Raw genomic sequence first — 13,405 nt, forward strand, 5'->3', positions numbered from 1 at the left:
TTATGCCTCCCATAATTCACTTACGATTTTATATGCTGCTACTGGATCTTGTGCACCTGTAACGGCACGTCCAACGACGATTAATGAAGAACCGTCACGTTTTGCGCCGTCTGGTGTTGCAATGCGCTTTTGGTCGTGTGCGTCGCCACCTGCTAATCGGATACCAGGTGTCACACGCAAGAAATCTTCACCGCATGCTTCAGCAATAGCTTTTGCCTCATGTACGGAGCAGACAACACCATTTAAACCAGCTTGTTTTGTTAAGCTTGCATAATGTAATACAGACTCCTGTAAAGATAAAGCAATTTTTTGCTCTGCGTGCATTTGCTCTTCTGTTGTAGACGTCAGCTGTGTTACAGCAATTAATGCCGCTCGTTCACGTCCTGCCGGAGTACCCGCTTCAAGCCCCTCAAGTGCTGCCTCCATCATCGGACGTCCGCCCGCAGCATGAACGTTGACTAAATCTACTCCTAATTTTGCTAGGCCTTTCATAGCAGAGCCCACTGTATTAGGAATATCATGTAATTTTAAATCTAGAAAAATATCATGACCTAGATCTTTTACTTTGCGTACAATATCCGGCCCTTCCTGCATATATAATTCCATACCGATTTTTACGAAAAGAGGCTCGTTAAAATGCTTTAGAAAGTTGAATACTTCTGCTTCTCCAGGAAAATCTAGTGCAAGTATTGGTTTTGTATTCATAGACGATGGCTCCTCCCGATAATTTCTGAAATATGCTCTACTCCTAATTTATCGAGCTTTGCTGGTAGTTCATCAATAGTAGTTGGACAAACGAAGTGATCGACAAAGTTTGCTGTTCCAACAGCAACTGCAGAAGCGCCAGCCGACATAAAGTCAATAACATCCTGCGCCTCTGTCACGCCACCCATCCCAATAATCGGAATATTGACAGCCTTATACACTTCATAAACCATGCGAATTGCTACTGGTTTTACAGCAGGACCAGATAAGCCGCCTGTACCATTGGCAATCACTGGTTTACCTGTACGCTCGTCTAAACGCATACCAATTAGTGTATTAATCATTGTAATGCCATCTGCACCACCTGCTTCAACAGCTTGTGCAATTTCTACGATATTCGTTACGTTAGGAGACAATTTCACGTATACTGGCACTTCAGAAACAGCTTTGACAGCTTTAACTAACTCACGTGCAGTTGCAGGGTCTGTCCCAAATTGAATTCCGCCACATTTAACGTTCGGACAAGAAATGTTAAGCTCTAATGCTTTCACATTTCCTGCAGTTGAAATACGTCGTGCTACTTCCACGTAATCTTCTGTTTCCGTACCAGCAACATTTGCAATTATTGGCACATCATACTTTTCTAAGAACTTCAATTCTTCATTCATTACTTTTTCAATGCCAGGGTTTTGTAAACCAATTGCATTCAACATCCCTGCTGCTGTTTCTGCTACGCGTGGAGTTGGATTGCCGGGACGTGTTTCCACAGTCGTAGCTTTAATCATAATAGCGCCAAGCTTTGATAAATCATAAAGCTGTGCATATTCACGTCCAAAGCCAAAGCAACCGGATGCTGGCATTATTGGATTCTTCAAGTCTAAGCCTGGTAATTGAATGTTTAAACGACTCATAATGCCACCGTACCTTTCGGGAAAACTGGACCGTCAGAGCATACTTTTACATAGTCTTTTGCTACTTGGTCTGTTGTTTTACATACGCATGCAAAGCAAGCACCGATCCCACAGCCCATACGCTCCTCAAATGATAAATAACCTTCTTTTTCTGGATAAAAGCCTTCAAGTGCTTTTAACATTGGTAGCGGACCGCAAGAATAAAAGACATCGAATTCAGGTGCTCGTGACTCTAAAACATTTGTGACAAAGCCCTTTGTTCCTTTAGAACCGTCAACCGTTACATAATGTGTTTCACCAAGGGCATTGAATTCTTCCTCATAGAAGCATACATCTTCCGATTGGAAGCCTAGCACATGAATTGTTTTAACACCGCGTGCGTTTAATTGCTTGGAAAGCTCATGTAATGGGGGTACTCCGATTCCCCCACCAACTAGTAGAGCTGTGCCTCCCTCTTTTACTGCTTCTACAGGGAATCCATTACCGATTGGACCAAGGACATTGACAAGCTGCCCTTCGCGATTTGTCGCTAACACTTGTGTTCCACGACCCTCCGCACGATAAATCATTGTAAATTCGTTGTTGTCTTTATCTATATTTGCAATACTAATTGGTCGACGTAAAAGCGGCTCCAATGAATCTGACACCTTTACATGGACAAACTGGCCAGGTGTCATATCCTGAACCAGTTCTCCACGAAGTGTCAATTCGAAAATGTTTGTCGCAATTTGCTTTTGAGAGACGACCGTCATTTTCTCTTGACGAATCATATTAATGTACTACCTCCGCTTTTGGCATTTGTTCTGCTGTGAATGTCATTGATTCAATAACTCGAACCATTGCTTCCGCTGTGTCTAATGAAGTTAAGCAAGGTACACCATTTTCTACAGACTCACGACGAATTCTGAAGCCATCACGTGCCGGTTGCTTGCCTTTTGTTAAAGTGTTGACAACAAGCTGTGCCTCACCGTTTTGAATTAAATCGATTAATGTTTCACCTTTTGCACCGATTTTGCCAACTATATCTGTGCGTACGCCTGCAGCTTCAAACGCTTTAGCTGTACCTTCAGTTGCGACAATACGATAGCCTACTGTTGAGAAGCGTTTTGCAAGTGCAATTGCTTCCTCTTTATCTTTATCGGATACAGTGAACAATACTGTTCCTTCTGTACGAATTTCCATACCTGCTGCAACTAAGCCTTTGTAAAGTGCTTTTTCTAATGTCGCATCTTTCCCCATTACTTCACCTGTTGATTTCATTTCTGGCCCTAGTGTAATGTCAACACGACGTAATTTAGCGAATGAGAATACTGGCACTTTCACGAAGACACCTTTTTGTTCAGGCGCTAAACCTGTTGGATAGCCTTGTTCTACAATTGATTTCCCAAGAATTGCTTTCGTTGCAATATTCGCCATCGGAATGTTTGTAATTTTACTTAAGAACGGTACTGTACGAGATGAACGAGGGTTCACCTCAATGACAAATACTTCGCCCTGTGAAATAACATATTGAATGTTCATTAAGCCTATGATGCCAAGACCTTTTGCAAGGCGAGTTGTATAATCCACTAACGTATCTTTTTGTGCTTGTGTTAATTTTTGTGGCGGGTATACAGAGATCGAGTCGCCAGAGTGAACCCCTGCTCGCTCGATATGCTCCATAATACCTGGAATTAAGACATTTTCACCGTCACAAATGGCATCTACTTCGATTTCTTGACCCGTTAAGTAGCGGTCTACTAACACTGGATGATCTGGAGATGCTTCTACCGCGTTCTCCATATAATGTTGTAATTCCTCTTCGTTGTAGACAATTTCCATTGCGCGTCCACCTAGTACGTATGAAGGACGAACTAGTACCGGGAAGCCTAGACGTCCACTAATAGCAAGTGCTTCCTCCGTAGATACAGCTGTTTGACCTAGTGGCTGTGGAATGTTCAATTCACGTAATGCTTGCTCGAATTTATCTCGATTTTCCGCACGGTCGATATCTTCAAGAGTTGTTCCTAGGATTTTCACGCCATTGGCAGCTAATTTATCAGCTAGATTAATAGCTGTTTGACCACCGAATTGTACAACTACTCCAATTGGTTGCTCAAGGTCGATAATATGCATAACGTCTTCGATTGTTAATGGCTCAAAGTATAATTTATCTGAAACCGAGAAGTCAGTGGATACTGTCTCTGGATTCGAGTTAATAATAATTGCTTCGTAGCCTGCTTCTTGAATTGCCCATACTGAGTGTACTGTTGCGTAGTCAAATTCTACCCCTTGCCCAATGCGGATTGGACCAGAACCAAGTACAATAACTGATGGCTTGTCTGATTTGATCGATTCGTTTTCATCCTCATATGTGCCGTAGAAGTATGGTGTTTCAGATTCAAACTCCGCTGCACACGTATCCACCATTTTGTATACTGGAATAATGCCATTTTCTTTACGATATGCATATACTTCTTCTGGTGTTGTTTCCCAAAGCTCAGCAATTTTCTTATCTGCAAAGCCTAGTCGTTTTGCTGTACGTAACACTTCTTTATCGTCTTTATTGTCAGCAAGTGTTTGCTCCATATCTACGATGTTTTTGAATTTATTTAAGAAGAATAAGTCAATGGCAGACCATTCATGGATTTGCTCAATTGTTACACCGCGACGAAGTGCTTCACCGATGAAGAATAGACGCTCGTCACCTGCTTTGCGAATACGTTTTTCAATCCAAGAATCAGAGTTTTCTTCTGCATGTTTTAGCTCTAAGTGAACTTGACCTGTTTCAAGAGAGCGCACTGCTTTTAGCATAGCTTCCTCAAATGTACGACCAAGTGCCATTACTTCACCAGTCGCTTTCATTTGTGTACCAAGATTACGTTTTGCTGATTCGAATTTATCGAACGGCCAACGTGGAATTTTCGCCACGATGTAGTCTAAAGCTGGCTCGAAGCAAGCATACGTAGAACCTGTTACAGGGTTTTTGATTTCATCTAATGTTAAACCAACTGCGATTTTTGCTGCTAGCTTTGCAATTGGATAACCTGTTGCTTTTGATGCTAATGCTGATGAACGCGATACACGAGGGTTTACTTCGATTACATAGTAATTAAAGCTATATGGATCAAGTGCTAACTGTACGTTACAGCCACCTTCAATTTTTAGTGCTCGGATAATATCTAATGAAATATTACGTAGCATTTGGTTTTCTCGATCTGAAAGTGTTTGTGTAGGTGCCACTACGATAGAGTCACCTGTATGAATACCAACTGGGTCAACGTTTTCCATGTTACATACAACGATAGCGTTGTCGGCAGCATCACGCATTACTTCATATTCGATTTCTTTATAACCAGCGATTGATTTTTCTAGTAAACATTGTGTTACTGGTGAATATTTTAGACCAGATGTAACGATCTCCTCTAGATCTTGATCGTTGTAGCAAATACCGCCGCCTGTACCACCAAGTGTGAAGGCAGGACGAACGATTACTGGGTAGCCAATTTTCGCTACAAAGTTTTTCGCCTCGTCTAAGTTATGAATAATATCTGATTCAGGTACTGGAGCACCTAGCTCATACATTAAATTACGGAATAGATCGCGGTCTTCTGCTTTATGGATTGCTTCTAATTTTGTTCCAAGAATTTCAATATCAAGCTCATCTAAAATTCCTGATTTATCTAATTCAATGGCCATGTTTAAACCTGTTTGACCACCAAGTGTTGGTAGGATTGCATCTGGACGCTCTTTACGTAGAATTCGTGATACGAACTCAAGTGTAATTGGCTCAATATATACTTTGTCAGCAATTTCTGTATCTGTCATTATTGTTGCAGGGTTTGAGTTTATTAAGATAACGCGATAGCCTTCTTCTTTTAATGAAAGACAAGCTTGTGTTCCTGCGTAGTCAAATTCTGCTGCTTGTCCGATTACGATTGGACCTGATCCGATTACTAAAATAGTTTCAATATCTGTACGTTTAGGCATGTTGTTTCCCCTTCCCTGCTTCTACTTCCATCATTTCGATAAATTCATCAAATAAGTGATTTGAATCCTCTGGACCTGGTGATGCTTCTGGGTGATATTGCACCGTGAAGATTGGATATTTCTTGTGACGTACACCCTCACAAGTACCATCATTTAATGCGATATGTGTTATTTCTAAATCTGTATCTTTTAATGAATCGATGTCAATCGCATAACCATGGTTTTGAGATGTTAAGTCTGTGCGACCAGTGCGTAAATCTTTTACCGGATGGTTACCACCTCGGTGACCGAATGGTAATTTAAAGCTTTGTGCACCACATGCTAGCGAGAAGATTTGGTGACCTAAGCAAATACCGAACATTGGCACTTTTCCGATTAAATTACGTACGGTTTCAATGCCTTCTACTACGTCCTCAGGGTTACCTGGACCGTTTGACAGCATAATCCCATCTGGATGCCATGCTAAAATTTCTTCTGCTGATGTATTATAAGGTACTACAAGCACATCGCAATCACGTTTGTTTAACTCACGAAGAATACCGTGCTTCATACCGTAATCAATTAATACTACTCGTTTGCCACGACCTGGTGATGGGTAGGCTGCTTTCGGTGATACTTCACGAACATGATGTGTAATCGCTGGTGTTGCTTGTAATTTTGCTACGACTTCATCCACATTCACTTCTTCATCAGCCGCTGTTAATATAGCCTTTACTGACCCTTTACTGCGAATAATGCGTGTTAATTTTCGTGTATCAATTCCTTCAATCCCCGGAATATCCTTTGAAGTTAAGTACTCATCTACCGTTAAATCACAACGGAAGTTTGAAGGTGTTTTTGCTAATTCACGAACTACAAACCCACGGATAGCTGGTGTGATTGATTCAAAGTCATCACGGTTAATACCGTAATTACCGATTAAAGGGTAAGTTAACGTTACGATTTGTCCGTAGAATGAAGGATCTGAAATTGTTTCCTGATAACCTGTCATCCCTGTCGTGAATACAACCTCACCTTGTGAAGCTCTCTCACTACCGAACGCTGTGCCTGTAAATACTGTGCCATCTTCTAAAATAAGTAAACGTTTTTTCATTACTCTGCCTCCTGGTATACGATATTGCCTTCAAAAATTGTTAGAACCGGCCACCCTTTTGCAACCCAACCATTGAATGGTGTATTGCGTCCTTTTGATACAAAGCCTTCTGCATCAATTGTTTGCTCTTTATTTAAATCAATTAAAATCATATCTGCCGAAGCACCAACTTCTAATGTGCCATATGGTAAATCGAAAATTTGAGCTGCCTTGACAGTCATCCAGTCAATCAACTGTTTTAACGACCATTTCCCCGTTTCTACAAACTGTGTGTAAAGCAGTGGGAACGCTGTTTCAAAGCCTACAATGCCAAACGGAGCACCAACCATACCACAGCATTTTTCTTCTACTGTATGTGGAGCATGATCTGTAGCGATACAATCGATTGTGCCGTCCAGCATAGCTGCGTGAAGTGAATCTTTATCATCTGCTCCACGTAATGGAGGATTCATTTTCCAGTTCGCATCATCTGATGGGATATCCATTTCTTCAAGTAATAAATGATGTGGGCAAACTTCTGCAGTGACACGAATACCCGCTGCTTTCGCATCACGTACTGCACGTACAGATTCCTTCGTTGATACGTGACATACGTGGTAGCGTGCTCCAGCTGCTTCTGCCAGTAGAACATCTCGTGCAATTTGAACGGATTCACAAATTGATGGAATTCCTGGTAAATCAAGCTCTTGATTACGCTTCCCTTCATGCATCACTCCGTCGTAAATTAATGAGTTATCTTCGCAGTGAGCTACAACTACCATATCGTGCTGTGCGGCATCCTTCATTTGCTCATACATTGTTGAAGCAAGCTGGATCCCAACACCATCATCTGAAAATGCGACAGCCCCATGTGCTTTTAATTCTTCAATATTTGTACGAACCTCACCTGAAATGTCCCTTGTTAATGAGCCGTATGGAAGTACTCGAATAGCTGCACTTTCTTTAATAAGTCCGTTAATCAGCTGCATGTTTTCTACTGAATCTGGTACTGGTTTTGTATTTGGCATCGCGCAAATTGTTGTGAAGCCACCTTTTGCTGCTGATGCTGACCCTGTAGCAATTGTTTCTTTATGTTCAAAGCCTGGCTCACGTAAATGTGTATGAACATCGACAAAGCCTGGTGCAACAACTAAACCATTTCCTTCGATCATTTCTGCGCCTGCTACATTTACATTTTGACCTATTGCAGTAATTTTGCCATCTGTCATAGCGATATTTACTGTTTGTAGCTCACCTTGTTCATTTAGCATTTGTACATTTTGAAGAACCTTTGTCATGTTACTCTCTCCCCTTTAAAATTGTTTCAACTATAGCCATCCGTGTATAGACACCATTACGAACCTGCTCGAAAATTCTAGAACGCTCGCATTCTACTAGCTCTGACGCAATTTCTACATCACGATTGACCGGTGCTGGATGCATAATAATTGCCTTTTCCTTCATTTGTTTCTCACGTTCAATTGTTAAACCGTACTCTTGATGATAGCTCTCTTTTGAGAAGCTTTTATTTACCTTATGGCGTTCATGTTGCACACGAAGTAACATAATCACATCGCTTATTTCGATTAAATCATCCCAAGAATGATGCGCTTCGAAACTGCCTTCCCACTCTTCCGGACAAAGGAAATGAACATTTGCCCCTAAGCGCTGTAACGCTAACGCATTCGATTTCGCTACACGGCTATGGCATATATCTCCAGCGATTGTCACATTCAACCCTTCAAAAGAACCAAACTCTTTTTTGATTGTATAAAGATCTAATAATGATTGAGAAGGATGCTGACCAGTGCCGTCACCTCCATTAATGATTGACACATTGATGCCTTCAAGTAATTCATTGTAATACGCATCTTCTTTTGCGCGAATGACTACTGCATCCATACCAATCATTTCTAGCGTCTTTACCGTATCGTACAATGTCTCCCCTTTAGAGACGCTCGAAAAGCTACCGTCAAATGGGATAACGATACAACCAACTTTGCGCTCTGCCATTTCAAAGCTTGTTTTCGTGCGTGTACTTGGTTCAAAAAATAAATTTGCGACGTTGTGTGGGCGAGATAATGATGATGCTTCACCATTCTCAAAAGCTTGCGCACGATCTAGAATGTTGTTAATCTCTTCAATTGTTAAATGTTCCATCGATAATAAGTTCTTCATCATGTACCTCCACTGGGTTGTGTTTCATGAACGTTATGTATAACTAACGTTTTATAAAATCAATTTCGCCTTGGCGTAATTGCGTCCGGATTTTGAATTGTACGAGCACAATTCATTCCTTTCAAAATCCGTGACATCCGCCGGAGGCTTTACCTTCATGCATCTCACCTTCAGAGGTGGGATGAATGAAGATAATAAAAGCCCCGTTGATGTCATCAACGAGGCATAAGGAGGCGTGACAAACTACAGCAGGATACATTCCTACTACAAGCTTATCTACAACTTCCCTTTTTTTGCCTCTCTGGACAATTCATTAAAAGGTACTTCTATGAATTTTTATTTTGATTGTACGGTACTGGTATATCTGCTTCTTTTTTACCTGGCAGTATGGCATTTAAAACAACACCGATAATCGCTGCTAATGCCATACCTTCGATACTTAGTGATTCCGAAATAACGAACTTTGCACCACCGATGCCAATGACTAAAATAACAGAGGCAATGACCAAGTTACGACTATTCCCAAAGTCGATATGATTATCAACTAACATTCGTAATCCACTTGCTGCAATGATACCGAAGAGCAAGATGGAAACCCCACCAAGTACAGCTGTTGGAATCGTTGCAATAACTGCCATTGCTTTCCCGAAGAATGATAGTAAAATGGCTACGACTGCTGCACCTGCAATGACATACACACTGTAAACACGCGTGATTGCAAGGACACCGATATTTTCACCGTAAGTTGTTTTCGGTGGACCACCGATTAATGCACTAATAAATGTTCCAATTCCGTCCCCTAATAACGAACGATGTAACCCTGGCTCTTTAATATAATCTCGATTAACAACTTTCCCTAATACTAACTGGTGACCGATATGCTCTGAAATAGTGACGATAACGATTGGTACCATTGTTAGGAGTAGCTTTGTTGTGATTTCAAAGTCGTAATGAACACCTGGGATTAAAAACTCAGGCTTTGCAAAGAAATCTGCTTTGGTAATTGGTGAATAATCTACAATTCCGATCATCATTGAGTAAATATATCCCACGATTAAGCCAATTAAGATTGGCATTGTGCTTAAAATACCTCTAAAGAAAATCGTGAAAATTATAGCTGTAAATAAAGTCACTAACGCTGCTGAGAAGTGTAAAAAGCTATATTTACCATCAACATTCATCGCCATACTTACCGCTGTCCCTGATAATCCAAGACCAATTACCATTATAACAGGTCCTACCACAATCGGTGGTAAAATTTTCATAATCCATTTGTAGCCGCTTTTCCAGATGATTAGGGATACGATACCATATGTAATCCCGACTGCCATTGCACCAATCATCGCATGACCTGGATTTACACTTGAACCATCTTTATTTAAACCACCTGCGACAAGTAAAATCGGGGCAATAAAGGCAAAGGATGAACCTAAATATGCCGGCACTTGAAATTTCGTAATTAATAAGAAGAACAGTGTAGCAATTCCACTTGTTAAAAGGGCAATCGCTGGACTAAGACCAACCAACTGAGGAACTAAGATCGTTGACCCAAACATGGCAAACATGTGCTGGAAACTTAATGTCACTAGTTGGACTGGGGTCGGTTTATCCTTAATATCTAATACTGCATTTGACATAATGTTTCCTCACTTTATAGTTAGTCTTCTTTAAAAATGATGACGCAATCTTCTCCGTCTACCTCTTGTAAATTTACGACAATACGCTCTGTTCCAGATGTTGGTACATTTTTGCCAACATAATCAGCTCTTATTGGTAGTTCTCTATGTCCTCTGTCGATCAGGACTGCAAGTTGAATTTGTGAAGGTCGTCCTAAATCCATTACTGCATCAAGTGCTGCGCGTACTGTACGTCCTGTATAAAGTACATCATCGACTAAAATAATTTTTTGATTAACGACCACATCATCAATATCTACTTGTTCAACATGTGCCTGTTCATTATCATGCTTTGTCGTTAAATCATCTCGATAGAGGGTGATGTCTAGCTCCCCCGTACGGATTGGTTTGCCTTCAATTTTTTCAATTCGTTCTGCAAGGCGTCTTGCAAGAAAGGCACCTCGTGTTTTAATACCAACTAAAATACATTCATCGATTCCTTTATTACGTTCAATAATTTCATGTGCAATGCGTGTTAACGCTCTTGCCATAGATGGGCCATCTAATAGCTCATTTTGTGCCATGTAAGTTTCCTCCTCTCTTTTATTTATTGTTGGTCATGTGTCCATAAAAAAACCTCTCAAGGCGAATGGCCTGAGAGGGTTATATACGTGTTTAAATAGTATGTTGGAAAATTTGCAGCACAAATTTTTTACAACACATTCACATGTACCTTCTCAGCCTCTCTGGACTGTCATTAAAGGTGAATATTTAGTTAAGTTGTTCATTCACTTTCGTTAGTATAGACCTTCTTTTCCTATACGTCAATGCTTATTTCTTAAATCTAGTAATAATTGTTCATAATCAGCAGGAAGTGGTGCTTCGAACTCCATATATTCGCCTGATGTAGGGTGATCGAATCCTAAAATTCCTGCATGTAATACTTGTCCATTAAAGTCTATTGTCTTTTTTGGTCCATATTTTGGATCACCAACAAGAGGGTAGCCAATATATTTCATATGCACGCGAATTTGATGAGTTCGTCCTGTTTCTAAACGACATTCTACAAGAGTGTATTCACCAAAGCGTTCGATAACTTGGAAGTGAGTTACTGCATGCTTCCCTTTATCGACAACTGCTTGTTTTTGACGATCTTTTTGATCGCGTCCAATCGGTGCATCAATTGTGCCTTTATCATGTGCAATATGCCCGTGAACTAGCGCCGTATATTTACGTGTCACTGTTTTATTGACTAGCTGATTCACTAACGATTCATGAGCTGCATCATTTTTAGCAACCATCAATAATCCTGATGTATCTTTATCAATACGATGCACAATTCCTGGTCGCATAATGCCATTGATACCCGACAAATCCTTACAATGATGCATTAAACCATTCACTAGTGTACCCGTCATATGTCCAGGCGCTGGATGGACAACCATGCCCTTTGGTTTATTCACAACAAGGACATCTGCATCCTCATAAACAATATCAAGATCTAAGTTTTCAGGAATGACATCTAATGGCTCTGCTTCGGGTACATCAATTTCTACAATATCCCCTACTTTTACCTTATACTTCGCCTTGACAGTCTCTCCATTTACTTTGATAATACCATCAGTAATCCAATTACCAATTTGTGTACGCGACCACTCTGATTGCACACCCGAAAGCGCCTTATCAATGCGCTCTCCCTGTTGTTGTTCTTCCATTGTAAATGATACTTGCGTCATTCTTTCACCTGTTTCTTTCCTTTTTTATCCTCCATGATTATGCCAATCATTAATATTACTACCGCCATTGTTAAAGCTGCATCCGCAATATTGAAGATTGGGAAATCATAATTAATTACTGGAATTAATACATTTACAAAATCGACCACTTCACCTCTAAAGATACGGTCAATAAAATTCCCTACAGCTCCGCCTAATAAAAGCATTAAGCCCACTTGAAAAATAGGTTTACCTTTAGCCTCTTTATGATAAAAATATAGGATGGCACAAATAACACCTATCGTGACAATGCTAAATAACCACATTTGGCCTTCTAACATTCCCCATGCTGCTCCTTTATTTCGATGAGACAATATCCCAAACCACGGATCCCATACTGAAATTCGTTCGCGTAACTCCATATTTTTCACAATTAGCCATTTCGTCCATTGATCTAAAAGAATCACGAATGCGGCCAATCCATAATATTTATACACAGACACTCCTCCGTTCGCTCAACATCTAACCTATTCTACCATAACAGCCCATCTCAGAATAACTAATATAGCATGAAAATATGGATCAATACCATTGTGTGGGGTTGATTTTCATTCCGAACGAGCGCTTTCCTGCGGATGTTTGTTGAGCTATCTGTCGCTTTGGCATTTCTATCCGTCGTTTTGACTCTTCTTTCCGTCGCTCTGGTTTCAATCCGTCATTCTGGCTTTTCTTTCCGTCGCTTTGGCATTTCTATCCGTCGTTCTGGCTCTTCTTTCCGTCACTCTGGTTTTCTTCCGTCGCTTCGGCTCTTCTTTCCGTCGCTCTGGACTTCCTATCCGTCGCTTTGACTCTTCTTTTCGTCGCTCTGGTTTTCTTCCGTCGCTTCGGCTCTTCTTTCCGTCGCTCTGGCCTTTCTATCCATCGCTTTGACTCTTCTTTTCGTCGCTCTGGTTTTCTTCCGTCGCTTCGGCTCTTCTTTCCGTCGCTCTGGCATTTCTATCCGTCGTTTTGACTCTTCTTTCCGTCACTCTGGCCTTTCTATCCGTCGCTCTGGTTTTCTTCCGTCACTTCAGCTCTTCTTCCGTCGCTTTGGCATTTCTATCCGTCGTTCTGGCTCTTCTTTCCGTCACTCTGGTTTTCTTCCGTCACTTCGGCTCTTCTTTCCGTCGCTCTGGACTTCCTATCCGTCGCTTTGACTCTTCTTTTCGTCGCTCTGGTTTTCTTCCGTCGCTTCGGCTC

13 protein-coding genes are annotated in these 13,405 nt (G+C 41.0%); 2 read left to right on the forward strand and 11 right to left on the reverse strand.

Going from position 1 to position 13,405, the window contains the following annotated elements:
• From pyrF to lspA, 11 genes are all read right to left on the reverse strand, one after another.
• The gene (pyrF, locus tag ACMZ42_RS13315) at positions 1–705 is read right to left on the reverse strand and encodes an orotidine-5'-phosphate decarboxylase (RefSeq protein WP_370075296.1); all 705 of its coding nucleotides are present in this window, start codon (positions 703–705) and stop codon (positions 1–3) included.
• Entirely contained in the window at positions 702–1,616 is a 915-nt protein-coding gene (locus ACMZ42_RS13320) for a dihydroorotate dehydrogenase (protein ID WP_415731765.1), read from the reverse strand. Before ACMZ42_RS13320 ends, pyrF begins: the two co-directional genes overlap by 4 nt.
• The gene (locus tag ACMZ42_RS13325) at positions 1,613–2,386 is read right to left on the reverse strand and encodes a dihydroorotate dehydrogenase electron transfer subunit (RefSeq protein WP_403014878.1); all 774 of its coding nucleotides are present in this window, start codon (positions 2,384–2,386) and stop codon (positions 1,613–1,615) included. The genes ACMZ42_RS13320 and ACMZ42_RS13325 overlap by 4 nt, the downstream gene beginning before the upstream one ends.
• A 1-nt stretch (position 2,387) precedes the next feature.
• Complete coding sequence (gene carB / locus ACMZ42_RS13330; RefSeq protein WP_415731766.1) at positions 2,388–5,585, reverse strand: carbamoyl-phosphate synthase large subunit; 3,198 nt, start codon at positions 5,583–5,585, stop codon at positions 2,388–2,390.
• Positions 5,578–6,678: a carbamoyl phosphate synthase small subunit gene (locus ACMZ42_RS13335; RefSeq protein ID WP_049668365.1), complete on the reverse strand. Its 1,101-nt coding sequence runs from the start codon at positions 6,676–6,678 to the stop codon at positions 5,578–5,580. The genes carB and ACMZ42_RS13335 overlap by 8 nt, the downstream gene beginning before the upstream one ends.
• On the reverse strand, positions 6,678–7,955 hold the full coding sequence (locus tag ACMZ42_RS13340) for a dihydroorotase (protein ID WP_415731767.1): 1,278 nt from the start codon (positions 7,953–7,955) through the stop codon (positions 6,678–6,680). Before ACMZ42_RS13340 ends, ACMZ42_RS13335 begins: the two co-directional genes overlap by 1 nt.
• Position 7,956: 1 nt before the next feature.
• Positions 7,957–8,835: an aspartate carbamoyltransferase catalytic subunit gene (locus tag ACMZ42_RS13345; protein WP_415731768.1), complete on the reverse strand. Its 879-nt coding sequence runs from the start codon at positions 8,833–8,835 to the stop codon at positions 7,957–7,959.
• Positions 8,836–9,161: 326 nt separating this feature from the next.
• On the reverse strand, positions 9,162–10,472 hold the full coding sequence (locus tag ACMZ42_RS13350; protein ID WP_415731769.1) for a solute carrier family 23 protein: 1,311 nt from the start codon (positions 10,470–10,472) through the stop codon (positions 9,162–9,164).
• Between the two features lie 20 nt (positions 10,473–10,492).
• Complete coding sequence (pyrR, locus tag ACMZ42_RS13355; RefSeq protein ID WP_370075302.1) at positions 10,493–11,035, reverse strand: bifunctional pyr operon transcriptional regulator/uracil phosphoribosyltransferase PyrR; 543 nt, start codon at positions 11,033–11,035, stop codon at positions 10,493–10,495.
• A 240-nt stretch (positions 11,036–11,275) separates the two neighbouring features.
• Complete coding sequence (locus tag ACMZ42_RS13360; RefSeq protein ID WP_415731770.1) at positions 11,276–12,187, reverse strand: RluA family pseudouridine synthase; 912 nt, start codon at positions 12,185–12,187, stop codon at positions 11,276–11,278.
• Positions 12,184–12,663, reverse strand: coding sequence for a signal peptidase II (gene lspA / locus ACMZ42_RS13365; protein WP_370075304.1), 480 nt, complete (start codon positions 12,661–12,663; stop codon positions 12,184–12,186). The genes ACMZ42_RS13360 and lspA overlap by 4 nt, the downstream gene beginning before the upstream one ends.
• 138 nt (positions 12,664–12,801) lie before the next feature.
• On the opposite strand from lspA, the gene ACMZ42_RS13370 reads away from it, so the two are divergent.
• Together ACMZ42_RS13370 and ACMZ42_RS13375 are read left to right on the forward strand one after the other, a co-directional pair.
• A complete protein-coding gene (locus ACMZ42_RS13370) occupies positions 12,802–13,014 on the forward strand; it encodes a hypothetical protein (protein WP_415731771.1) in 213 nt (70 codons plus the stop codon).
• 78 nt (positions 13,015–13,092) lie between these two features.
• Positions 13,093–13,362 carry a hypothetical protein gene (locus tag ACMZ42_RS13375; RefSeq protein WP_415731772.1) on the forward strand — a complete coding sequence of 90 codons (270 nt, stop codon included), beginning with the start codon at positions 13,093–13,095 and terminating at the stop codon, positions 13,360–13,362.
• The last annotated feature ends 43 nt before the right edge of the window (positions 13,363–13,405 follow it).

It is taken from the genome of Lysinibacillus sp. NPDC056185 (assembly GCF_047737915.1).
GTDB lineage: Bacteria > Bacillota > Bacilli > Bacillales_A > Planococcaceae > Lysinibacillus.